18 protein-coding genes, 1 tRNA gene and 1 pseudogene are annotated in these 22,688 nt (G+C 68.4%); 14 read left to right on the top strand and 6 right to left on the bottom strand.

Annotation, left to right across the window (positions count from 1 at the left end; all coding sequences use genetic code 11):
- Window positions 1-103 precede the first annotated feature (103 nt).
- A complete protein-coding gene (locus tag ACFQ91_RS01235; protein ID WP_376870129.1) occupies window positions 104-784 on the bottom strand; it encodes a CGNR zinc finger domain-containing protein in 681 nt (226 codons plus the stop codon).
- A 138-nt stretch (window positions 785-922) separates the two neighbouring features.
- Here ACFQ91_RS01235 and ACFQ91_RS01230 point away from each other — a divergent pair, with 138 nt between their 5' ends.
- Window positions 923-1,882: a DMT family transporter gene (locus ACFQ91_RS01230; RefSeq protein WP_376870130.1), complete on the top strand. Its 960-nt coding sequence runs from the start codon at window positions 923-925 to the stop codon at window positions 1,880-1,882.
- Between the two features lie 82 nt (window positions 1,883-1,964).
- Window positions 1,965-3,644, top strand: a complete 1,680-nt coding sequence (locus tag ACFQ91_RS01225) for an ABC-F family ATP-binding cassette domain-containing protein (protein WP_376870131.1) — start codon at window positions 1,965-1,967, stop codon at window positions 3,642-3,644.
- Between the two features lie 15 nt (window positions 3,645-3,659).
- Here the strand turns inward: ACFQ91_RS01225 and ACFQ91_RS01220 are convergent, their stop codons facing one another.
- Both ACFQ91_RS01220 and ACFQ91_RS01215 read right to left on the bottom strand, forming a co-directional pair.
- Complete coding sequence (locus ACFQ91_RS01220) at window positions 3,660-5,294, bottom strand: DNA repair helicase XPB (protein WP_376870132.1); 1,635 nt, start codon at window positions 5,292-5,294, stop codon at window positions 3,660-3,662.
- A gap of 88 nt (window positions 5,295-5,382) precedes the next feature.
- Window positions 5,383-7,473, bottom strand: a complete 2,091-nt coding sequence (locus ACFQ91_RS01215) for a helicase-associated domain-containing protein (RefSeq protein ID WP_376870133.1) — start codon at window positions 7,471-7,473, stop codon at window positions 5,383-5,385.
- Between the two features lie 78 nt (window positions 7,474-7,551).
- Between ACFQ91_RS01215 and ACFQ91_RS01210 the strand changes: the two genes are divergently transcribed.
- The 5 genes from ACFQ91_RS01210 to ACFQ91_RS01190 all read left to right on the top strand — a co-directional run bounded on the left by ACFQ91_RS01210 (window position 7,552) and on the right by ACFQ91_RS01190 (window position 11,617).
- Window positions 7,552-7,782, top strand: a complete 231-nt coding sequence (locus tag ACFQ91_RS01210; protein ID WP_198499563.1) for a hypothetical protein — start codon at window positions 7,552-7,554, stop codon at window positions 7,780-7,782.
- Between the two features lie 600 nt (window positions 7,783-8,382).
- Window positions 8,383-8,763, top strand: a complete 381-nt coding sequence (locus ACFQ91_RS01205) for a cold-shock protein (RefSeq protein ID WP_376870134.1) — start codon at window positions 8,383-8,385, stop codon at window positions 8,761-8,763.
- Window positions 8,763-9,773, top strand: a complete 1,011-nt coding sequence (locus ACFQ91_RS01200) for a DUF3027 domain-containing protein (protein ID WP_376870135.1) — start codon at window positions 8,763-8,765, stop codon at window positions 9,771-9,773. Before ACFQ91_RS01205 ends, ACFQ91_RS01200 begins: the two co-directional genes overlap by 1 nt.
- A gap of 8 nt (window positions 9,774-9,781) precedes the next feature.
- A complete protein-coding gene (locus ACFQ91_RS01195; RefSeq protein WP_376870136.1) occupies window positions 9,782-11,041 on the top strand; it encodes an MFS transporter in 1,260 nt (419 codons plus the stop codon).
- 81 nt (window positions 11,042-11,122) lie between these two features.
- The gene (locus ACFQ91_RS01190; RefSeq protein WP_137824393.1) at window positions 11,123-11,617 is read left to right on the top strand and encodes a DUF456 domain-containing protein; all 495 of its coding nucleotides are present in this window, start codon (window positions 11,123-11,125) and stop codon (window positions 11,615-11,617) included.
- Between the two features lie 244 nt (window positions 11,618-11,861).
- Here the strand turns inward: ACFQ91_RS01190 and serC are convergent, their stop codons facing one another.
- A complete protein-coding gene (serC, locus tag ACFQ91_RS01185) occupies window positions 11,862-13,022 on the bottom strand; it encodes a phosphoserine transaminase (protein WP_376904013.1) in 1,161 nt (386 codons plus the stop codon).
- Window positions 13,023-13,128: 106 nt separating this feature from the next.
- On the opposite strand from serC, the gene pdxH reads away from it, so the two are divergent.
- The 7 genes from pdxH (at window position 13,129) to ACFQ91_RS01150 (ending at window position 20,911) form a co-directional block, all read left to right on the top strand.
- Window positions 13,129-13,800: a pyridoxamine 5'-phosphate oxidase gene (pdxH, locus tag ACFQ91_RS01180; protein WP_376870138.1), complete on the top strand. Its 672-nt coding sequence runs from the start codon at window positions 13,129-13,131 to the stop codon at window positions 13,798-13,800.
- A gap of 133 nt (window positions 13,801-13,933) precedes the next feature.
- Window positions 13,934-15,481: an aldehyde dehydrogenase family protein gene (locus ACFQ91_RS01175; RefSeq protein WP_376870139.1), complete on the top strand. Its 1,548-nt coding sequence runs from the start codon at window positions 13,934-13,936 to the stop codon at window positions 15,479-15,481.
- A gap of 148 nt (window positions 15,482-15,629) precedes the next feature.
- Window positions 15,630-16,316, top strand: coding sequence for a metal-dependent transcriptional regulator (locus ACFQ91_RS01170; protein ID WP_198499555.1), 687 nt, complete (start codon window positions 15,630-15,632; stop codon window positions 16,314-16,316).
- 418 nt (window positions 16,317-16,734) lie between these two features.
- Window positions 16,735-17,580: a C40 family peptidase gene (locus tag ACFQ91_RS01165; protein ID WP_198499554.1), complete on the top strand. Its 846-nt coding sequence runs from the start codon at window positions 16,735-16,737 to the stop codon at window positions 17,578-17,580.
- A gap of 462 nt (window positions 17,581-18,042) precedes the next feature.
- On the top strand, window positions 18,043-18,543 hold the full coding sequence (locus ACFQ91_RS01160) for an HNH endonuclease (protein ID WP_137824388.1): 501 nt from the start codon (window positions 18,043-18,045) through the stop codon (window positions 18,541-18,543).
- A 222-nt stretch (window positions 18,544-18,765) separates the two neighbouring features.
- The gene (locus ACFQ91_RS01155) at window positions 18,766-19,830 is read left to right on the top strand and encodes a universal stress protein (protein WP_137824387.1); all 1,065 of its coding nucleotides are present in this window, start codon (window positions 18,766-18,768) and stop codon (window positions 19,828-19,830) included.
- A 4-nt stretch (window positions 19,831-19,834) separates the two neighbouring features.
- On the top strand, window positions 19,835-20,911 hold the full coding sequence (locus ACFQ91_RS01150) for a permease (RefSeq protein ID WP_376870140.1): 1,077 nt from the start codon (window positions 19,835-19,837) through the stop codon (window positions 20,909-20,911).
- A gap of 29 nt (window positions 20,912-20,940) precedes the next feature.
- On the opposite strand, the gene ACFQ91_RS01145 is transcribed toward ACFQ91_RS01150, so the two are convergent.
- Both ACFQ91_RS01145 and ACFQ91_RS01140 read right to left on the bottom strand, forming a co-directional pair.
- Window positions 20,941-21,040, bottom strand: a tRNA-Ser gene (locus ACFQ91_RS01145).
- 38 nt (window positions 21,041-21,078) lie between these two features.
- Window positions 21,079-22,272 (bottom strand): annotated as a pseudogene (locus tag ACFQ91_RS01140) (IS3 family transposase).
- Between the last annotated feature and the right edge of the window lie 416 nt (window positions 22,273-22,688).

Here is a 22,688-nt window from a genome sequence, read left to right as displayed (position 1 = left end):
TGAAAAGTTCCCAGAAAAGTCCATTCGAGTCCCCTGAGGGGCTTCGGCTCTCAGGATCGGAGTGGTGAATTGCGGGACTTTTCAGCCTGCGAGCAGGTCGGGTTCAGGAGGCGTGGTCGCCGGCGTCGCTCTGGCGGGCGCGGAAGGCGGCGACGTGGGTGCGGTTGGCGCAGTTGCCGGTGTCGCAGAAGCGCTTCGAGCGGTTGCGGCTGAAGTCGGCGAGGTAGGCCCGGCAGTCGTCGGCCGCGCATCTGCCCAGGCGGTCGAGGTCGCCGGAGCGGATGAGGTCGATGAGCACGAGGGCGACATCGGCGGCGACGCGGTCGGCGAGGCTCGCCGTCGCGCCCACGGCGTGGAGGTGCCAGTCCCAGTCGCCGTGGCGCACGAGCTGCGGCAGCGCGTCGGTCTCGCGCAGGGTGAGATTGACCTCCTCGACGATGCGCCGCTCGAGGGCGTCGGCCGCCGAATCTCCGTCCGGGTCGGTGTCGCCGGCCGGGTCGCTCGCGGGCGCGGAGTCGAGGTTCGCCTCGCTTGAGGGCACGGAGTCGAGGCCCGCCTCGAAGGCGGCGGCGAAGCGCTCGCGCAGGCGGCGCGTCTCCTCGACGTCGGCCTTCGTCGCCGTGAGCGGCCCGGAGAAGTCGTGTCCGGCGGCGAAGTCGCGGAGGCCCGCGGTCGTCGTCAGCTGATCCCCGTCCGCGGCGATGCCGCCCGCGGTGTTGAGGAGGTCGACGAGCATCGTGAGGTTCGAGCGGATGTCATACGCGAAAGTCATGATGCCTGCCATTGTGCCACATCGCGTAAGGAGCAAAATGCACTTGACTCATTTCATGGCGGTGGGAAATACTGGCGATGGACACGAACACCACCACCTCGGCGCGCTCATCCGTTCGCGCCGACCGCACCCGATATCAGGAGGCTGAGAATGACCCGCACCGTCGTCCTGGGGTTCCTCCTCACCCTGGCCTCCGCCTTCTTCTTCGCCGTCTCCGGACCGATCGCGAAGACGATGTACGCCGTCGGGTGGACGCCGGGTGCGGTCGTGCTCATCCGCCTCATCGGCTCGGCCCTCCTCCTGCTCATCCCCAGCCTCATCGCACTCCGCGGACGCTGGGGTGAGGTGCGCGCGCACTGGACGACGGTCCTCACCTACGGGCTCGTGTCGATGGCCGGCGTGCAGGGCTTCTACTTCGTCGCCGTCGAACACCTCACCGTCGCCGTCGCCCTGCTCCTCGAGATGACGGCGCCAATGCTCATCGTCTTCTGGATCTGGGCTCGGACCCGGACCCGCCCGGCGACCGTGACGTTCATCGGGGTCCTCGTCTCGATGGTCGGTCTCCTCCTCGTCCTCAACCTGCGCGGGGCCTCGATCAGCGTCCTCGGTGTCGTCATGGCGCTCGCCGCCGCGGTCTGCCTCGCCTCCTACTTCCTCGTCTCGGCGAAGGACACGATCAATGTGCCGCCGGTGGCGCTGACCGGGCTCGGCATGGGCGTCGGCGCGCTGACCATGGGTCTCATCGTCCTCCTCGGCGTCATGCCGTGGGGTGCGGCGACGACGGACGTCGACTTCGGCGGCCTCCAGGTCTCGTGGGTGCTGCCGATGGCGCTCATCGTCCTCTTCACCGCCGGCGCCTACATCACCGGCATCCTCGGCCTGCGCTACATCGGCGCGACCGTCGGCTCGTTCGTCAACCTCATCGAAGTGCCCTTCTCCGTCATCGTCGCGTGGCTCCTGCTCGCCGAGCTGCCTGCGCCGATCCAGCTCTTCGGCGGCGTCTTCATCCTCGGCGGCGTCGTCTTCATCAAATGGGGCGAGGCCCGGCTGGCCCGGCGCATCGCCACCCGTGAGGTCGTCGCCCGCTCGGGAGCCCTCGCCGAGGTGTGAGCGGGCGAGGCGCGTGCGTCCCGGGTGCCCGCAGGGTTGCTGGAGCCTGGGGCTGCTGGGGACGCGCTGATAGCGTGAGGCCATGGGCCACATCGACATCAACGACGTTGCGTACACCCTCGCCGACGGCAGACCGCTGCTGTCGGGGGTGTCGTTCCGGGTCGGCGACGGGGCGAAGGCGGCGCTCATCGGCGCCAACGGGGCAGGGAAGACGACGCTGCTGCGCGTCCTCACCGGTGAGCTGTCCCCGGAGTCCGGGTCGGTGTCCCATACCGGCAGCGTCGGCCTGATGCGCCAATTCATCACCGCCGACACCGTCGCCGAGGCGCTCGAGGAGCTCGCACCCCAGCGGATCCAGCGGGCCGCCGCCGTCGTCCGGCGGGCCGAGGAGCGGCTGCTCGGCCCCGACGGTGAGACGACCGAGGTCCAGATGGCGTACGCGAACGCCCTGAGCGAGTGGGCGGATGCGGGAGGCTACGACGCGGAGGTCCTCTGGGACACGTGCACCACCTCGGCGCTGGGGATCCCCTTCGACCGGTGTCGGGACCGGGCGATCGCGACGCTCTCGGGCGGGGAGCAGAAGAAGCTCGTCCTCGAGGCGCTGCTGCGCGGACATGACGACGTGCTCATCCTCGACGAACCGGACAACTTCCTCGACGTGCCGGGCAAGCGGTGGCTGGAGGCGCAGCTGCGGGAGACGGACAAGAGCGTCCTCTTCGTCTCCCACGATCGGGAGCTGCTCGCGCAGGCCGCGACGGAGATCATCACGCTCGAGCTCTCGGCCGCCGGCAACACCGCCTGGGTGCACCCGGGCGGGTTCGCCTCGTATCATGCGGCGCGGGTCGCCCGGTTCGACCGGCTCGAGGAGCTGCGGAAACGGTGGGATGAGGAGCATGCGAAGCTCAAGGCCCTCGTCCAGATGTACAAGCAGAAGGCCGCGTACAACTCGGATATGACCTCACGGTACCGGGCGGCGCAGACCCGACTCGAGCGGTTCGAGACCGCCGGTCCGCCCGAGGCGATGCCCAGGGAGCAGAACCTCGGGATCCGCCTCGGCGGGGGTCGGACGGGGAAGATCGCGATCGTCGCCGACGCACTCGAGCTCACCGACCTCATGCTGCCCTTCGACCTCGAGGTCCACTACGGCGATCGGGTGGCGGTGCTCGGGTCGAACGGGTCGGGGAAGTCGCACTTCCTGCGCCTGCTCGCCGCCGGCGGCACCGATCCCGAACCCGAGCATCGGCCGGTCAGCGACATCGACATCCCCGCTGTCGCTCATGAGGGTCGGGTGCGGCTGGGGGCCCGGGTGCGGCCCGGCTGGTTCGCGCAGACCCACGGGCGGCCCGACCTCGTCGGACGGACCCTGCTCGACATCCTCCATCGGGGCGACGAGCACCGCAGCGGACTGCCGCGCGAACCCGCGTCACGGGCCCTGGCCCGCTACGAACTCGCCGGGGCCGCCGAGCAGACCTTCGACTCGCTCTCGGGCGGGCAGCAGGCGCGGTTCCAGATCCTCCTGCTCGAACTCGCCGGCGCGACACTGCTCCTCCTCGACGAGCCGACGGACAACCTCGACCTCGTCTCCGCCGAGGCGCTCCAGGATGCGCTCACCGCCTTCGACGGCACGGTGCTCGCGGTCACCCACGATCGCTGGTTCGCCCGTGATTTCGATCGGTTCCTCGTCTTCGGCGCCGACGGCGAGATCTACGAATCGAACGAGCCCGTCTGGGACGAGGGGCGCGTGTCCCGCGCCCGAGGGTGAGCCTCGCGGACGCGCCTACCGCACCTCGATGTCGTAGCTGTATCCCTGCTCGGTGAGGAAGCGGCGGCGCTGCGCGGCGAAGTGCTCGTCGACGGTGTCGGCGGCGACGACGGTGTAGAACGTCGCCGAGCCCGAATCCTCCTTGGGCCGCAGGATCCGGCCGAGGCGCTGCGCCTCCTCCTGCCGCGACCCGAAGGCACCGGAGACCTGGATGGCCACCGAGGCGGCGGGCAGGTCGACGGAGAAGTTCGCGACCTTGGACACGACGAGGACCCGAATCGCCCCCGACCGGAAGTCGCGGAAGAGCTCCTGCCGCTGTGACTCCGGGGTCTGCCCGGTGAGCACGGGGGCGCCGAGGGCCTCGCCGATCTCCTCGAGCTGGTCGAGGTACTGGCCGATGACGAGGATCTGCGCCTCCGGATGGTCGGCGACGAGGGTCTTGACGATCGGCAGCTTGGCATCCGAGGTCGCGGCCAGGCGGTAGCGATCCTCGCCGTCGGCGCGGGCATACGCGGTGCGGGTGCCACCGTCGAGGCGGACGCGGACCTCATGGCACGCGGCGGTGGCGATGAAGCCGAGGCGTTCGAGCTCCTTCCACGGCACCTCGTACTGCTTGGGGCCGATGAGGGAGAACACCTCGTCCTCCCGGCCGTCCTCGCGCACGAGCGTGGCGGTCAGCCCGAGTCGGCGCCGGGCCTGGAGGCTCGCGGTGAGCCGGAAGATCGGGGCCGGGAGCAGGTGCACCTCGTCGTAGATGACGAGCCCCCAGTCCTTGGCGTCGAGGAGTTCGAGGTGGAGGTAGGAGCCCTTCCGCCTCGTCGTGAGCACCTGGTAGGTCGCGATCGTGATCGGGCGGATCTCCTTGACCGATCCCGAGTACTCGCCGATCTCGTCCTCCGTCAGCGTCGTGCGCGCGAGGATCTCGTCCTTCCACTGCTTCGCCGACACGGAGTTCGTCACGAGGATGAGCGTCGTCGTCTGCACCCGCGACATCGTCGCGACCCCGACGACCGTCTTCCCGGCCCCGCAGGGGAGGACGACGACCCCGGACTCCCCGGACAGCGACTGGTCGATGGCCTCCCGCTGGTAGTCGCGCAGATGCCAGGCCCCGCCGTGGGCGTCGTCGCTGAGCTCGATGTCGTGGGCTTCGCCGTCGACGTAGCCGGCGTGGTCGGAGACCGGATGCCCGAGCTGGAGGAGGGCGTGCTTGAGCTCGCCCCGTTCCGAGGGGTGGACGAGGACGGATTCGTCATCGAGCCGCCTGCCGAACTTGCCGACGAGGTCGGGCTGACCGGTCAGCCGGTCGAGGAGTGCGGTCTCCGTCGACGTCAGCGTCAGGCCGTGGATGGGATGGTCGATGAGGGTGAGCACCCCGAACCGGTCCATGATGTCGACGATGTCGACGAGCAGTTCGTGGGGGACCGGGTACTTCGCGAACTCGAGGAGGACATCGACGACCGATTCGGCGTCGTGGCCGCTCGCGCGCGCATTCCACAGGCCCAGCGGGGTGATCGTGTACGTGTGGATGTACTCCGGGGTCCGGGCCAGCTGCGCGAACGGGGCGATCGCCACCGCCGCCTCGGTGGCCAGGGGGTGCCCCGATTCGAGGAGCACAGTCCGATCGGACTGGACGATGAGAGGTCCGTTCATGAATTCCTTCGCCGAGGTGACAACGACGAGGTCAACGCGCCGGGCGGCGCGATTGTTCCCGCCGGTGCCCCCGACCGCCGGCGAGTGCTCACCTCGGCTCCGGCGCCGGTTCGACGCTGACGATGCGCGCGATCGACAGGGACGCCTCGGCGCCGGTCGTCGTCACCGTGCCGCGGACGCGCCCGCCGTTGACCGTCGTCGGCTGCATCTGCACGATGCGCTCCTGACCGTGGGAGTCGGCGAGCCGGATCGTCACGAGCGTCCGGGCCTGTGCGGCCTCCCGGAGCCGATCGAGGTGGCCGAGCGGTTCGTCCGTCGGGCGCTGCTCCGCGGTCGCGCCCGCCGGCGAGCGCAGGATGCGGATGTAATCGCCGAGGCGGTCGTCGGCGACCCGGGCCCGTGTCCGCGTCGTCACCTCGGGTTCGGTCTGCGTGATCATCGACCGGAGTCGCACGGGACCGGCGGGGGAGTGGAGGAGTGCGTGATGGTCCCCGGCCTCGAGCAGATGCATCGTGCGTTCGGGGCCGAGTTGGCTGATCGCCACCGTCGGGGCGAGACGGTCGAGGCCGGCGGGGGCCATGAGCGGGTCGGAGAGGATGACGTCGAGGTCGACCGGGTCGTCGACGACGAGGACGGCGCGGGCCCCGGCGACCCGGACCCGGCGCAGCTTCGCCGCAGTGTTCGAGATGAGGAACTCGAGCGTCGAGGGCAGCGGTTCGGCGCTGATGGCGGCGAGTTCGCGCAGCGCTTCGGCGGCGTCGACGCCGGATTGCATGCTCGCCTCGATCGTGTCCCCGTCGATGCGGTAGACGGTGCCCTGGCCGCGGGCTTCAACGACGGCGAAGCGGCGGAGGATGTGGTGGACGCGGGGGTCGATCGGGCCGGTCGCCACGGCGGTGAGATCGGACTGGATGAGGACGGTGTCGACCTCGGGGACGAGCCCCGCGCGAACCTCGGCGACGACCTCGGCGGGCACGGACAGTGCAGACACGCTGACACCGAGCGGGGCGAGCGCCGGATTCTCACGGACCGCGGCGGCCGCGGCCCGCTCGAGACCGGCGGCGAGCATCACCCCGAACCGGCTCGGTCCGAAATGACTCGGCTGCTGGAGCGGGGTCGTCGCGAGCCCGAACATCACCGCCGACTGCAGGACCTCCTCGGTGATCGCGGGATCGTGGGCGGGGGTCAGCGGCCGGGATCGCAGGACCTGCGCGTGGATCCACTCTGCCGAGCGCGACGATCCGACCCCGATGCCGTGGAGCACGGAGAGCACGGTGGAGCGCAGCAGCGGCATCGCCGGAACCGACTGGCTGAAGCCCTTGAACAGGGACTTCTTCGGGGCGGCGAGGACGGTGAGGCGCTCGTTCGCGCTCGCCCCGGTCACGAGCTGGGTGACGTCCTGGGATTCGCGCAGCCACGAGGAGACGAGCGACGCCCAGAGGTCGGCGCGATCACCGGCGAGCATCGTCGCCGCGTCGTCGCTCGCCGTCCACTGCGGGTCGAGCGGATCGTCGAGGACGCCGATGAGACCGAGGGACTTCGCCGCCAGCAGGAGGGTGATCGTCGGTTCGAGGTCGAGTTCGAGGGTGCGCGCGAGACGGCTGACGTCGCGTTTCGAGATGCCGCCGCTCGTCAGGCGGGAGACGGGGGAGGACTCCATCTCGTCGACGAGTCCGCGCAGGGAGGACACGACCTCGGCGACGGCCGCCTGTTCGCTGTTGTGGACGAGGGCCTGGGGGATCGACGTCGCCGCGTCATCCGGGCGTTGGGCGGAGTCCGTGTAGGTGTGCCATGGGCGGGGGCGGGCGGAATCCGCCGCCGAGGTGGGCAGGAGGGTGATCGCCTCGGACTGGATCCGCCAGACGTCGGGGGAGTCCGTCGGCCAGGCGAGGCCGAGGTCGCGCAGCCGGGTGAGGTCGGCGTCAGCGGGGACGGCATCGCCGAGGCGGTCGAGACTGATGTCGGGCCCGGTGCGGGCGGCCGTGGCGAGACCGATGAGGAGGTCGAGCTGGTCGGCGTCGAGCGCTTCGATGCCGCGGGAGACGCCGATGCGCGACGACGCCGCGGCGGCGAGGGAGGACAGTGTCGGCGACTCGGGCCGGAGGAGGTCGCGACGAGTCCGCACGAACGACTCGAAGTCCGCGTCGGAGCTCTGGGCCAGCCATGTGCTGAAGGTCATTGACATCGCCGTTCAGTGTATCCCCAGGGGTACAATGGACGGGTCAGGAACGCCCAATCACCTCGGGAAGGACGAGCATTGTCAGCCAAGCGTGTCGATACGGCCATCGTCGTCGTAGCCGTCGCAGCAGCCGTCATCGGAGCAGCCGGTCTCATCGGCGTTCTGGGTCAGGCGTGGATGGGGTACACCCCCTCGCACTTGCTGACATACCTGCCGATGATCCTTCTGCCCATCGCCTTCGCTCTGCTCGCAGCGGTCGTCATCCGCTCGGCGCTCAGACGCAGGCAGCCAGGGGTGAATGAGAGCTGAGACGAACCGCGGGCTCACTTCCGCAGGCTCGCTTCTCCGAGGTGATCACCCCCAGTCGGTTGGTGGTTCCATTCGCTCGGGGCCTCCGTTCGGACCGCAGTTCACGGCAACTCACCGAAACCGCACCGACCGAGCAGCTGAGGACGGCTGGCTCAGCCGGACCCAGCTCAGCGCAGGCAGAGGTTGCGACCAGCCGACGAACGCTCACCGTGACGCTCACGGGCAGAGCAACGGCACGTGGCAGCCACCGGGCGACAGTGACACGTGAGGCGAGCGATGAGACTCGTGCTCAGCGGCCGGAGCCTCCTTCGGTTGCGAGGCCATGAGTGCGAGCCACTCGGCGTCGGCGTCGCGGGACCGACGAATCACCATTGACCACCTCCTTCCATCTGGGTGCGCAGGACATTACCGGGCACCACTGACACAGACCGGCACCAGCCGGCCCGAGACCCACGCCGGCGACAGTCGGCACCGACAGCGGTCGGCACCAGCCGGCCACCGCCACGGACCGGCACCGCCGGTCAGAGACACAGGACCCGACAGGGTCCTCCGAGACACCGCAGGGCTGCGCACCACGGCAGCACTGCACGAAAGGACACCATGCCAACCGGACGCGTGAAATGGTTCGACGCCGACAAGGGCTACGGCTTCGTCGTCGCCGAGGACGGCTCGCAGGCCTTCCTCCACTCCTCGGTCCTGCCCGAAGGCACAGAGGTCACGAAGGGCACCCGCCTCGACTACGACGTCGTCGACTCCCGCCGCGGCGCCCAGGTGCTCAAAGCACGGCTGATCAGCACTCCCGCGAAGGTCGCGAAGGCCCGCCGCCGCTCCACCGAGGACATGGCGGTTATGGTTGAAGACGTCATCAAAGTTCTCGATGACCTGAACAACGGCCTGCAGCACGGCCGTTACCCCGACCGCGAGCACGGGAACAAGGTCGCCTCGCTGCTGCGGGCGATCGCCGACGATTTGGAGTCATGATGTCCTCTCTCTTCACGACGTGGCTGGACGACCAGCGCACGGGCACCCAGGCCGCCGCCTCGGCGCCTGAGGACGCGGACGTCGCCACCACCTCGGCGCCGGTCGATTCCACCGATGCCGAGACGGCCACTGTCGATGCCGGATCGGCCAGCAGCGATCCCGCGACGGCCACCGGCGATCCCGAGACGACATCGGATGCGTCCTCGGCGAAGAAGGACGCGGCCACGGCTGTGAAACCGGCCCGCTCGACTCCGGAGAAGGTCGTCCTCGACGCCCAGCTGGCAGCGGCGAGCGACATCGCCCGGTCGGCGATCGCCGAGGTGGCCGGCAGCTCCGTGATCGGCGAGCACCTCGGCGCGCTGGCCGAGGGCACCCGGCTCGTCACCCACTACTTCGTGTGCACCGACCCGAGCTACCGGGGCTGGCGCTGGGTCGCCGTCCTCGCGCGGGCACCGCGGTCGAAGAAGGTCACCGTCTGCGAGACCGCGCTGCTGCCGGGACCCGACGCCCTCGTCGCCCCCGAGTGGGTGCCGTGGGATCAGCGCCTCGAACCCGGGGATCTCACCCCGCGCGACACCCTGCCGAAGGTCGACTCCGATCCCAACCTGCAGCCGGGCTACCAGCAGACCGAGGACAACTCGGCCGACAACATCGACCAGATCGCCAACTTCGAGTTCGGCATCGGTCGCGAGCGGGTGCTCTCACCCGAGGGGATCTCCTCGGCCGCGACCCGGTGGGCGAACTCCGATGCCGGTGCCGAAGGCGAATTCTCCACCCGCGCCTCGGCGCACTGCAGCACCTGCGGGTACTTCATGCCGATCGCCGGTTCGCTGCGGGAGCAGTTCGGGGTCTGCGCAAACGCCTGGTCGCCCTTCGACGGCCGCGTCGTCCAACTCGATTCGGGCTGCGGCGCGCATTCGGAGACCGACGTCAGACGCCCGGACACCGAACCAGCCGAAGCCGTCGTCGACGACTACGCCCGCGGCGAACTCGAGTTCCAGGAGGGCTGAACCACTCGATGGCCCACACGTTCCGGTCGCTCGCCGAACCGAACTACCGACACTGGTTCGCCGGCGCGCTCATCTCGAACACCGGAACGTGGATGCAGAGGACGGCCCAGGACTGGCTCGTCCTCACCTACCTGACGAACAACAACGCCTCGGCGCTCGGCATCACGATGGCGCTGCAGATGGGTCCCCAGCTCATCATGTTCCCCTTCGCGGGGGCGCTCGCCGACCGATTCTCCAAACGCGCGCTGCTCATGGTCACGCAGGCCCTCCTCGGCGCCGCCGGACTGCTGCTCTTCGTCCTCGTCATCACCGACACGATCGAGCTGTGGCAGGTCTATGTGCTCGCGCTCGTCCTCGGCATCCTCGCCACCCTCGACACCCCCGCCCGCCAGGCCTTCGTCTCCGAGCTCGTCGGCGAGAAGCTCCTGCCCAACGCGGTCAGCCTCAACTCCGCGTCGTTCAACGGGGCACGGATGATCGGGCCCGCGGTCGCCGGAGTCATCACCGCCCTCGTCGGCGCCGGACCCGTGTTCCTCATCAGCGGGCTCGGGTTCGCGGCGACGCTCACCGTTCTCATCCGGCTCGACCGCTCGCGCCTCCATCCGTCCAATCGCCGAGGCGGCGGCGGGGTCCTCGGCGGGTTCCGCTACCTGCGCTCCCGCCCTGACGTCGTCATCGTGCTCGTCGTCCTCTTCATCGTGGCGACATTCGGATTCAACTTCAACATCTACACCGCGACGATGGCGCGGATCGAGTTCGGCAAGGATGCGAGCGGATTCGGCCTGCTCAACTCCGTCATGGCGATCGGGTCGGTGGCCGGTGCCCTCGCCTCGGCGAAGCGGGAGAAACCGCGTCTGCGCTTCATCTTCGGCGCCGCCGGCGGGTTCGGCCTCGCCGTCGGACTCGCCTCGCTCATCACGAACTACTACGTCTTCGCCGCCGCGCTCATCCTCGTCGGGTTCTCGTCGCTGACGATGCTGACCTCGGCGAACGCCTACGTGCAGACGACGACTCCGGCGTCCTACCGCGGCCGGGTGATGGCGATCTATGCGGCCGTGGTCATGGGCGGCACCCCGCTCGGTGCGCCGCTGGCGGGATGGGTCGCCGACGCGTTCGGTCCGCGCATGTCAATGGCCGTCGGTGCGGCCTCGGGGCTGCTCGCGTTCGCGGTCGGGCTCGTCTGGATGATCGTCGCGAAGAACCTCCGCCTGACCTACGACCCGAAATCGCGCATCCGGCTCCACGTCAGCTACCTCGGGCACCCGTAGCGTCGCCAGGTGCTCCACACCTGCGTCCCGTAAGATCGGGCCTGCGCTCTCGTCTCCGAACTCGAAAGGGCCCGTCACGTGGTGGATGCGGACATTCTCACATCGGTGCTCGTCGGCATCGCCGTGCTCATCGGCTGTCTCGGCATCATCGTGCCGGTGCTGCCCGGGTCGATCCTCATCGGCATCGGGGTGCTCATCTGGGCCATCGTCATCGGCACTCCCGCCGCGTGGATCGTCTTCGCGATCGTCGCCGTCCTTGTCGCTGCCGGGATGAGCGCGTCGCTCGTCCTCACCGGCCGCAAGCTCAAGGAGATGTCCGTGCCGAATCGGTCGGTCATGCTCGGCGGAGTGCTCGCGATCGTCGGCTTCTTCGTCATCCCCGTCGTCGGTCTGCCCGTCGGCTTCGTCCTCGGCCTCTACCTCGCCGAGCTGTCCCGACTCAAAGACCCCAAGGTCGCGTGGGGCTCGAGCTGGGGCTCGATCAAGGCGATCGGCATCGGCACCGTCATCGAGCTCGGTCTCGCCCTGCTCGCCGCCATCACCTTCGGCATCGGACTGCTCATCCACTTCATGTGAGAAGACGCGGCGGCCTCAGGTGCGCTGCGGGCTGATGCCGCAAGGTGCCGGCGGAGCCTCATCGACTGCTCGGGGTGCCGAACACTACCCGGAGCCCCAACCACTACCCGGAACACCGAAGACTACCCGGAGCGGCTTGTGCGTCGGTGTCACTTCTCGAGAGGCACCTTCAGCCGCTCACACTCCGCGTGCACGGGTTGTGTGTGCGGCTGCGGGTGCGGGGTCCGAAACGCCCCCAGGCCCGTCAGGCGATGGCGTCGATGACGAAGTCGAGGCAGCCCAGCAGCGCCTTGACGTCGGCCGGGTCGACGGAGACGAACGTCGCGATGCGCAGCTGATTGCGGCCGAGCTTGCGGTACGGTTCGACGTCGACGATGCCGTTGGCGCGCAGCACCGAGGCGATGCGGGCGGCATCGACGGAGTCGTCGAAGTCGACGGTGACGACGACCGACGAGCGGTCCGCGGGATCGGCGACGTAGGGGCGGGCCACCTCGGCGGACTCCGCCCAGTCGTAGACGTACCCCGAGGTCTCGCGGGTGCGCTCGGTGGCCCACTCGAGGCCGCCGTTGCCGTTCATCCACTCGATCTGCTCGGCGAGCAGGAGCAGGGTCGCAACGGCCGGGGTGTTGTACGTCTGATCCTTGCGGGAGTTGTCGATCGCGGTGACGAGGTCGAGCGAGGCGGGGATCCAGCGCCCGGAGTCCTTGATCTCCTGCGCCCGGGCGACCGCCTTCGGGGAGAGGATCGCCACCCACAGGCCGCCGTCGGAGCCCATGTTCTTCTGCGGTGCGAAGTAGTAGACGTCGGTCTCGGCGATGTCGACGGGCAGGCCGCCGGCACCGGACGTCGCGTCGATGACGACGAGCGCATCGTCGTCGATGCCCTGAGGCCGCGCGATCGTCGTCGCCACACCCGTCGAGGTCTCGTTGTGGGGCCACGCGTAGACGTCGGCGGTCCCGTCGAGTCCGGCGTCGGCCAGGGCGGCGGGGGAGGGGATCGCCGCGGTGCCCGGCTCGGCGGCGAGGATGAGGGAGTCCTTGAGGTGCGGGGCGGTGTCCGTGGCCTTCGCGAACTTCTGGCCGAACTCACCGAACGTCGCATGGGCGGCGCGCTCGCGGACGAGACCGAAGGCGGCGACGTCCCAGAACACGGTGGACCCGCCGTTGCCGAGGACGACCTCGTAGCCCTCGGGAAGGTCGAAGAGCTCGGCCAGTCCGGTGCGGATCCGGCCCACGAGACTCTTCACCGGCGCTTGGCGATGGCTCGTGCCGAGCACGGTCGCCCCGGCCGCGCTCAGCGCATCGATCTGTGCCGACCGGATGCGGGCGGGGCCCGATCCGAATCGTCCGTCGGCGGGCAGGAGTTCGTCTGGAATCGTCAGGTTCGTCGCAGTCACGCACGCCATTCTAAGGTCTCGCCGCACAGCGACCGCGGGCCGTCTCATCACGTGCGGATCGTGCCCGCACCCCGCACGGTCCGGCCGTGTCCGTGACCGCCCGTAGAGTGGAGCCATGAGTGAGCCTGTCGACCGCCTGGCCCAGACCCGGGCCTCCTACATCTCGTCCTCGTTCGACCGCCCCGAGGTCTCCCCGCTCGACCTGTTCCGCACGTGGTACGACGAAGCCGCCGGCCAGGTCCGCGAACCCAACGCCATGACCGTGTCCACGCTCGACGACTGGGGTCCCGTCGCCCGCATCGTCCTGCTCAAGGCCGTCGATGCCGCCGGCTTCGTCTTCTTCACCGACTACGACTCGGCGAAGGGACGGCAGCTCGCCGCCGATCCGCGCATCGCGGCGAGCTTCCCGTGGCAGGACATGCACCGGCAGATCCGGATCCGGGGCCTCGCCGAGGCGGTCGCCGCCGCGGAGTCCGACGCGTACTTCGCGGTGCGCCCCCGCGGCTCGCAGATCGCGGCGAACGTGTCGAAGCAGTCCCAGCCGGTGAGCGGGCGCGAGCAGATGGAAGCCGAGTACGCCGCCGCCGTGACCGAATTCGAGGGGCGTGAGGTGCCGCGGCCTGCGCACTGGGGCGGGTTCCGCATCCGGCCGTTCGAGATCGAGTTCTGGCAGGGTCAGCAGAACCGCTTCCACGACCGGTGGGTGTTCCGACGCGCCGACGGCAGTCACGACCCCGGCGATCTCGCGGCCGCTGACCAATGGGAGCTCGTCCGCCTCTATCCTTGACCGAAAGGACTGCACGCACTGACCCCTTCCGGGCAGGCAGCCACCCTGACACAGACACCCCCGCCGGGTCTCCCGGCTCGCAGCGTCGTGAGCCGGACGACCCGTCCCCACCCCGAATCCCCAAGGAGCATCCATGGCACAGACACCGCAGGACACCACGACGACCGGCAGCGACCAGGCAGCACCGGAGCCTCAGACCCCGGAGGCCCACCGGGGCGACGCCGCCCGGACGGATGAGGGCACGGTCGCCCGGTTCGACAACCTCATCGGCGGACAGCGCCGCGGATCCGAGGACCGCGTGCTCAACCGCAACCCGTCCGATCCCGCCGACGTCATCGGCAGCTTCGCCCGTGCCGACGCCCAGACCGTCACCGACGCCATCGCCGCCGCGGCTGCCGCGGCACCGGCCTGGGCCGACTTCCCCGCGCAGCAGCGCTTCGCGATCCTCGACACCGCAGGCACCCTCATCGCCGAACGCGCCGACGACCTCGCCGACCTCCTCGCCCGCGAAGAGGGCAAACAGCTGACCGAGGCCCGCGGCGAGGTGCTGCGCGCCGCGCAGATCTTCAAGTTCTTCGCCGGTGAGACGATCCGCAACACCGGGGAGATCATCGACTCCGTGCGCCCCGGCCTCGTCGCCGAGATGACCCACGAGCCCATCGGCGTCGTCGGCGTCATCACGCCGTGGAACTTCCCCATCGCCATCCCCGCCTGGAAGATCGCCCCGGCGCTCGCCTATGGCAACACCGTCGTGTTCAAACCGGCCGAACTCGTCCCCGGATCCGCCTCGGCGCTCGTCGACATCCTCGTCGAGGCGGGCCTGCCCGACGGGGTCCTCAACCTCGTCATGGGGCCCGGTCGCGTCGTCGGCGACGTGCTCACCGCCTCGGCGGACGTCGACGCCATCACCTTCACCGGATCCGCCGCCGTGGGGCGCGGTGTCATCGCCGCGGCCAGCGAACACGGGATCCGCGTGCAGTGTGAGATGGGCGGGAAGAACCCGCTCGTCGTCCTCGGCGACGCCGACCTCGACGCCGCCGCCGATGCCGCGGTCAACGGCGCCTTCTTCTCCACCGGTCAGCGCTGCACCGCCTCGTCGCGGCTCATCGTCACCGCTGACGTCCACGACGAATTCGTCCGGCTCGTCACCGAGCGGATGCGGGGCCTGACCGTCGGCGATGCCCGCGCCGAGGGCGTCGACATCGGCCCCGTCGTCTCCGACGACCAGCTCGCCCAGGACCTGCGCTACATCGACATCGCCCGGGACGAAGGCGGTGAGGTCACCGGCGGTGACCGCATTGAGGCGGACACGGAGGGGTATTTCCTCGCACCGGCTCTCGTCACGGGCACGAAGCCGACCGACACGATCAACGTCGATGAGGTCTTCGGTCCGGTCGCCTCGGTGATCAAGGTCGCCGACTACGACGAGGCGCTCGCGGTGGCCAACGACACCGCGTTCGGCTTGTCCGCGGGCATCTTCACGTCGTCGCTGAAATATTCGAGCCACTTCAAGCGTTATGCCCAGGCAGGAATGGTGATGGTGAATGCGCCGACGGCGGGGGTGGACTACCACGTGTCGTTCGGAGGCCGGAAGGGGTCGAGCTACGGACCCCGCGAACAGGCCCGAGCGGCACGCGAGTTCTACACCGTCCACAAGACGGCGTACGTCAACGCGGGCTGAGACCCCGCGGCCACGATAGAATCGATGTGAATCTCAGGGGGCCGCGAGACATCGCAGCCGGGGCACGGTCGCACGCCCCCTGAAATGTGTGAACGCCTGACATGGTCTCCCCAGACCTGAAGACGAAGAGTGGAGTGGCTGGTCTTAAGTGAACGACCTCGTCGATACAACCGAGATGTACCTCAAGTCGATCATCGAGCTCGAGGAGCAGTCGATCGTGCCCCTGCGGGCCCGGATCGCCGAGCGCCTCGACCATTCGGGACCCACCGTCTCCCAGACCGTGGCCCGGATGGAGCGCGACGGCCTGCTCCATGTGAGCAATGATCGGCACCTCGAACTCACCCCGGAGGGGCGCCGCATCGCCACCGAGGTGATGCGCAAGCACCGTCTGGCCGAACGGCTCCTCGCCGACGTCGTCGGTCTCGAGTGGGAGCTCGTCCACGACGAAGCCTGCCGGTGGGAGCATGTGATGAGCGAGCAGGTCGAGCGCAAGCTCGTCAGCCTGCTGCCCGACACGAAGTCTGGTCCCTACGGCAACCCGATCCCGGGTCTCGAGGTCATCGGTGCCGAAGCGAGCAACGGCGCCGAGGTGGTCGACCTCGCGACCGCGGTCGCCCGCGACGGCGCCACGCAGCTGACGATCGCATGGCTGGCCGAACCGCTGCAGGTCGACATCCACCTCCTCCAGCAGTTCCAGGTCGCCGGGGTCATGCCCGGCACCGACGTCGAGATCACCCGCAACGGCGAGTACATCACCGTGCAGGTGCCCGGCGCCGAGGACGTCCTCGACCTTCCCGTCGAGACCGCCTCGCACGTGTTCGCCCACAAGCGCTGAACGGCACTGCCCGCCTGAGGTTCCGTCGGCACAGGGCGGTCACCGGTCGTGACATCACGCAGCGGTCGCACTCCGTGACGGAGTCGACGCACAGAGCTCAGAGTGTGTAACGAAACGTTGCACAACCCGGCCCGGGGAGCGGAGATCCGCTCCCCGGGCCGGTGTCTGTAACAGCGAATGTTACGGAGACATGAATCTCATTCAAGCCTCTCACCTCGGTATTTAGGGTTAACCGCGGGGTTTCCCCACCCTGGTTGTGACAGAAACGTGACAATTGATCACCGATTGGTTACAGTTGTGGAGGTCGCCCGCGCAAGCAGGCGACTTCACGCCGGGAGCCGCACGCCACGCCCGCTGTGACACACACCAGGACCGAGAGTGGCGGTCGGAGGAATCCGATAGGTGACGAGAGGAAAACGTGGCAACTAAGCACCATGGCCGCCGCGCCGCAGAGACCAAGGTCAAGACCCCGCTGACCGAACTGACCGAACTCCTGAATGCCAACTCCGCCGTCTTCGGACGTCGCGCAGCCGTCGTCGCTGCCAGCGGTGGCCTTCTCACCGCAGCCGTTCTCCCGGCAGCCGGTCAGGCCGGAGACGACAGCGTCGCTGTCTCCGCCGAATCGCAGACCACTGAGGTCGCCGAATTCCAGAACCAGGCCGCCACGGTCGTTGCCAAGGGCAACACCGATGACAAGGACAAGAAGGCCGAAGGCTCCTCCTTCAGCGCCGACGTCCAGACCGTCACCGCGAAGCCCGCTCCCAAGCCGGAGCCGAAGCCCGAGCCGAAGCCGGCTTCGAGCGCGAGCTCCAGCTCGTCCGACTCCTCCTCGTCCTCGGACAAGAAGTCCTCGTCCAAGTCCGACAGCGACAAGGGCGACTCGAAGGACTCCGGTTCCGACTTCAAGATGCCCGATGGCTCGAAGGCCCAGCAGGTCCTCGCCATCGCCAAGCAGTACGTCGGCACCCCCTACGTCTCCGGCGGCACCTCGCCCAGCGGTTGGGACTGCTCGGGCTACACCTCCTACGTCTACGGCAAGGTCGGCGTCAACCTGCCCCGCACCTCCGGTGCCCAGGGCAGCGCAGGCACGACCGTGTCGAAGTCCGAAGCTCAGCCGGGCGACCTCATCTGGAAGCCGGGACACATCGGCATCTACGCCGGCAACGGCATGATGTACGACGCCGGCAACCCGCGTGTCGACACCAGCTACCGCAGCATCGACTGGATGATCGACGGCGGCGCGAAGTTCATTCGCGTTCTCTGATTCGATTCGCCGGACACTCCCCGCTTCACTCGACGGTCCTCGAGTGAGGCGGGGAGTTTCTGCATCCCGGCGCGGTGCGACCGGCAGGCCTCCCGGGCCGTGCGCGGGCACCGGCGGCCGTCCGAGATCGGCGTGGACGGCCGTTCGAAGTGAACGACGAGGGAAGAATTCATGACGCGGACGGTATGAATTCGATCACAGCGGCAATCGGCGTTACTCTTGAGAAGATTGAGTTCCGTAAGCGATGGGAAATCGGATGGGGCATAGTCGAATATTCCGGATAGCCGCTCCAGGTTCTGGCGCGGAGTACATATCTGTGTCTATGTCCGTTTCCAAGGCGTTGTGCTGGTGCACGACGCCTTTTGTGTTCCCTGGGACAGGTGCGCCGCCGGTGCGGCAGCGAGCGAGCCTGAGCGACCGGAGCAGTGGGACACCCCCGCACATGACGATGAGGGGCGAGATATGAAGACTCTCGTGCTCAATGCCGGATACGAACCGCTGTCGGTCGTGCCGTTCACCAGAGCTGTCGTGCTGGTGCTCACGGGCAAAGCGACAGTGCTCGCAGCGGAGGACGCTCCGGTGAGATCGCAGCACGTGAGCCTCGACCAGCCCTCGGTCATCCTGCTCACCCGATACGTCAGACCACCGCGGGACCGTCGGGTCTCGCTCTCCCGCCGCGGGGTGCTCCGCCGCGACAACCACCGCTGCGCCTACTGCACCCGGCCGGCGAGCACGGTCGACCATGTCATGCCGCGCTCGCGCGGCGGCGGCAACACGTGGGAGAACCTCGTCGCCTGCTGCCGGGACTGCAACAACCGCAAGGGCGACCGCACCCTCGGCGAGATCGGGTGGAAGCTGAGCTTCCGCCCCAAGGAGCCCCGAGTCGGTCAGTTCTGGATGCGCGGCATCGACAAGCCCGTCGAGCAGTGGCGTCCGTTCCTCGACATGGGTCATGCGGCCTGACCGCTGACGTAGCAGCCGGGCCCGGTGCGGTCACCGGCGTCCGGCGCTGGCCGACCGCACCGCCGGCACCACCGCCGATGACTCGACAACGGGTCTGACCGGTGACGATGATGTCCGCACTGTGATCGCCACCGGATAACGATGTGACATAGACGGCAGTGTTCGACGCAATGTGCTCTAGTGTTGATTGTGAGAAGTTCGCTGCGACATAAGGAGCGTGCGATGTCAGAGCAGGACCGCACCCAGGGTGCCGGATCGCCGCCGGTCGGTGAGTCCGACGCGGTGATCGTCGGCATCGACGGATCCCCGCCGAGCAGGAACGCGCTCAACTGGGCGATCCAGGAAGCACGGTCGCTCGGCAAGCCGATTCGGCTCGTCGGGGCCTACACGATCCCCAGTGTCGCCGCCGCGGCGATCGACGTGTCGTATGTGCCGATCGACGACTCGGCGATCCGCCAGTCGGTGACGAACACGCTCAAGGAGGCAGCGGCGGAGGTCAAGGCCGCCGGCGTCCCCGTCGAAGCCGTCATCGAGATCGGCGATGCCGCCGGGGTGCTCATCGAGGAGTCGAAGACCGGGGGACTGACCGTCGTCGGGTCGCGCGGTCGCGGCGGGTTCGCCGGTCGTCTGCTCGGCACCGTCTCGAGCGCACTGCCCGCGCACTCCGCCTGCCCGACGGTCGTCGTTCCGGCGGCATGGCAGGCCGAGACGGACAAGGCCGCCCATCCGACGTCGTCACGCCCGATCCGCCAGGACCGAGGAGAGATCGAGGAAACGGATCCCGACGCCGAGGCGATCGAGGGCCTGCGCTTCGACGGCAAGGTCGTCGTCGGCGTCGATTCGCTCGGGGCTGAGTCGCCGGCCCTGTGGAAGGCGGCGCGGCTCGCCGTGCGGCGCGGGTCGCCGCTGCACATCGTCGCGGTCATCACGACGACGGTCATCGGTCCCGAATGGCTGCCGAGCACCGCCGACCTCGAACGCCTCATCAACGAAGGCGCCGACAAGCTCGTCGTCGCCAAGCAGCGGATCAAGGACGAGTTCCCCGACCTCGACGTCACGTGGACCCTCTTCGACGGGCAGCCCGCCGAGGTGCTCGTGCGCGCCTCCGACACCGCAGAGGTCCTCGTCATCGGGTCCCGCGGGCGCGGCGGGTTCGCCGGCCTGCTGCTCGGGTCGACCTCGCAGTCGGTGCTGCCGTACTCGCAGTGCCCGACGATGGTCGTGCGGGTCTCCCGTGACGCGGACAAACGTCGGGAAGAGGGAGAGATCCCCGAGCCGAGTCTCTGACGCGGTGGATGCTCCAGCACAGACGGCGCCGACCCCGACCGGGCGGCGCCGTCGCCTCGGTGCCGCGGACTGGATCGGTCTGGGATTCCTCGTCGTTCTCCTCGTCGGCGGCCTCACCTGGTCGAAATGGCTGCCGTACTGGGACCGGGCATGGACGCTGAGCGAGACGTCGGTGTGGGACGGCGGCTCACTGTTCGCCGTCGCCGGGGACGCGATGTCACTGACGGGAGCCTGGGACTTCACGCTCGCGTACTTCCTCGCGGTGTGGAAGGCGCTCGTCGTCGCACTCCTCGTCGCTGCGGCGATCGATGCGCTCGTGCCGCGCGACTGGCTGCTGCGGGTGATGAACCGGCGGCACACCGCGACCCAGTCGCTCGTCGGCGCGACGCTGTCGCTGCCGAGCATGATGTGCACGTGCTGCGCGGCGCCGGTGGCGGCGGGCCTGCGGGTCAGCGGTGTCACCCGCAGCGCCGCTCTGGCGTACTGGGTCGGCAATCCGCTCCTCAACCCGGCCGTGCTCATCTTCCTCGCTCTCGTCCTGCCGTGGCAGTACGTGGGCACGCGCATCGGCATCGGACTCCTCATCGCCGTCGGCGCCAGTGCCCTCATCGGCACGTGGCTGGCCGGTCGGGTCAAGGACGTTCCGACATCGGCCGTGAGCGAGCCCGTCCGACTCTCATCGATGCCCTTGCGCTATCTGCGCTCGCTGTCGCGGTTCGCGCTCGTCCTCATCCCCGAACATCTCGCCCTCGTCTTCGTCATCGGGCTCGTCGCACCGTGGCTGACCGGGCTCTACGGCCTCGAGGCTCAGCTGGGAGCGCTCGCCATCATCGTCGCTGCGTGCGTCGGCACGCTGCTCGTCATTCCGACCGGCGGTGAGATCCCCGTCATCATCACGCTGCTGGCCGCCGGGGTCGGGGCGGGGACGACCGGGGCGCTGCTCATCGCACTGCCCGCGCTGAGCATTCCGTCGATGGTCATGGTCGGCAAGGCGATGGGATGGAAGGCGACACTGGCAATGGGGCTTGCCGTGATGATCGGGTCGGTGCTGGCCGGACTCGGACTGCTCGCCCTGACGTGAGGCGGCCCTGCTGAGAAGCGGCGTGAAGGCGCCCCCGGGCAGATTCGAACTGCCGACACCCGCTTTAGGAGAGCGAACGAGGCACAGTTGCGCAGCGACGATATATGCCATTCAAGCCTCTTGACGGGCGAAAGGGACTGATGCAAGGATCGGTGTCACTCGAGGTATCACGCTGCGACTGCAGGTGACTCAATGGTTGCTTCGTACTCAACAGGTGTCAAACGGCCCAACCGAGCTTGCCGCCGGCGCCGATGATGCGTCCGCTTGATCCAGGTCACGATCGCGATCCTCAGCTGTTCCCGAGTGGCCCATCGGCGGCGGTCGAGAACGTTCTTCAGTAGCAGGGCGAAGAACGATTCCATTGCGGCGTTATCGCCGGCCGCACCGACTCTGCCCATTGATCCGACCACGCCGTGACGTTCCAAGGCTCGGGTGAATTTCTTCGACCGGAATTGACAGCCGCGGTCACTGTGGACCACGCATCTGGCCGCGTCACCACCACGACGGGCCACGGCCATCTCGAGGGCATCAACTGCCAACCGGGCCTTCTTCCGCGAGCTGATCGAATAGCCCACGATCCGGCCTGAGTAGGCGTCCTTGATCGCACAGAGGTAGAGCTTGCCCTCGTCTGTCCAGTGCTCCGTTAAATCGGTCAGCCACAGTTGATTCGGCGCCTCGGCGCGAAACTCGTGCCGAGTGCGCCCGTGCTCATCGGTGATCGCGCAGAGGTCGTCGTGGACGGGTCGTCTCGGACGCTGACCATTCGTGGCCTGGCCCCAGCCGAAGGTCGAGAACCAGGCATTGGCCGAACACAACCGCCACGCAGTCCGCACTGATATCGGCTCACCGGTAGCCTTAGCCTCATCAGCCAGGTACCGGTACCCGAATTCAGGGTCATCGGCAAGGGCGTCGAAGAGCGCATTGGCCCGATACGCCTCATTCACCTCGGCTTCAGGCACAGGCACTGCCAGCCATCGGTAGTAGGGCTGGCGAGAGAGCATCAAAACCCGGCACGACACTGCCGACAGCGATCCCGTCGGCGGCGAGCTCTCTCACGAGCGGGAAGAGCTTTTTGACGGCAGATTCGCCTGTGACAAATAGGCGGCCGCGCGGCGTAGCACTTCGTTCTCCTGTCCCAGCAGGCGATTGCGCCGACGCAGCTCGCGCAGTTCAGCGGATTCGTCCGTGGTCGTGCCCGGCTTGTTGCCGGCATCGATGTCTGCTAGGCGCAGCCATTTCGCGATGGTGCCTTCGTGGATTCCGAAGTCCTTCGCGATCTGTCCGATGGTGGTCTTCTCGTCGCGGTTGAGGGCGACGCGGATGACGTCGTCGCGGAACTCGTTCGGGTAGGGCTGGGGCATGGAGTCTATCCTTCCAGGCTTGCTTGTGGACAAGCCAGATCAGATGTCACCAAACCTTGCACCAGTCCCGGGCACGCTTAGGACACAACGAACCGATAGGCTCGAATTCTGTTGAAACACACAATGCGGCCCCCACCGTCACCATGGTGGGGGCCGCCTCGTCGAGCCTGAGGACCTTCGTAAACTTCGACCACCGTCATCGTCGCCCTCCGCGGATGTACCCTCGACAAGAGCCGATACCGGGGTGACCCGTACTGGCGGGCGGAACTGTTGAGGGACAACGAGTGAGGGAGTCGATCGCGGCACACGTGGGCGTTGCAATTTCATACTTTTGTGCGAGGCGGAAAGTCGGCCATCTCGGTAGGTTTTAGGCGTCTGACAGTAAAGACCCGGAGGTCGGGCACTCGCCATATCGC

Origin of the sequence: Brevibacterium sp. NPDC056726 (assembly GCF_042790515.1) — a bacterium.
Lineage (GTDB): Bacteria > Actinomycetota > Actinomycetes > Actinomycetales > Brevibacteriaceae > Brevibacterium > Brevibacterium sanguinis.
The sequence above is the reverse complement of the archived record's forward strand: the minus strand, read 5'-3'. Positions and strand labels throughout refer to the sequence as shown.

What these genes read in the sequence shown, in the direction of transcription:
- ACFQ91_RS01235 (WP_376870129.1), bottom strand. Translation starts at nt 784, where the DNA reads ATGGCAGGCATCATGACTTTCGCGTATGACATCCGCTCGAACCTCACG.
- ACFQ91_RS01230 (WP_376870130.1), top strand. Translation starts at nt 923, where the DNA reads ATGACCCGCACCGTCGTCCTGGGGTTCCTCCTCACCCTGGCCTCCGCC.
- ACFQ91_RS01225 (WP_376870131.1), top strand. Translation starts at nt 1,965, where the DNA reads ATGGGCCACATCGACATCAACGACGTTGCGTACACCCTCGCCGACGGC.
- ACFQ91_RS01220 (WP_376870132.1), bottom strand. Translation starts at nt 5,294, where the DNA reads ATGAACGGACCTCTCATCGTCCAGTCCGATCGGACTGTGCTCCTCGAA.
- ACFQ91_RS01215 (WP_376870133.1), bottom strand. Translation starts at nt 7,473, where the DNA reads ATGACCTTCAGCACATGGCTGGCCCAGAGCTCCGACGCGGACTTCGAG.
- ACFQ91_RS01205 (WP_376870134.1), top strand. Translation starts at nt 8,383, where the DNA reads ATGCCAACCGGACGCGTGAAATGGTTCGACGCCGACAAGGGCTACGGC.
- ACFQ91_RS01200 (WP_376870135.1), top strand. Translation starts at nt 8,763, where the DNA reads ATGTCCTCTCTCTTCACGACGTGGCTGGACGACCAGCGCACGGGCACC.
- ACFQ91_RS01195 (WP_376870136.1), top strand. Translation starts at nt 9,782, where the DNA reads ATGGCCCACACGTTCCGGTCGCTCGCCGAACCGAACTACCGACACTGG.
- serC (WP_376904013.1), bottom strand. Translation starts at nt 13,022, where the DNA reads ATGGCGTGCGTGACTGCGACGAACCTGACGATTCCAGACGAACTCCTG.
- pdxH (WP_376870138.1), top strand. Translation starts at nt 13,129, where the DNA reads ATGAGTGAGCCTGTCGACCGCCTGGCCCAGACCCGGGCCTCCTACATC.
- ACFQ91_RS01175 (WP_376870139.1), top strand. Translation starts at nt 13,934, where the DNA reads ATGGCACAGACACCGCAGGACACCACGACGACCGGCAGCGACCAGGCA.
- ACFQ91_RS01160 (WP_137824388.1), top strand. Translation starts at nt 18,043, where the DNA reads ATGAAGACTCTCGTGCTCAATGCCGGATACGAACCGCTGTCGGTCGTG.
- ACFQ91_RS01155 (WP_137824387.1), top strand. Translation starts at nt 18,766, where the DNA reads ATGTCAGAGCAGGACCGCACCCAGGGTGCCGGATCGCCGCCGGTCGGT.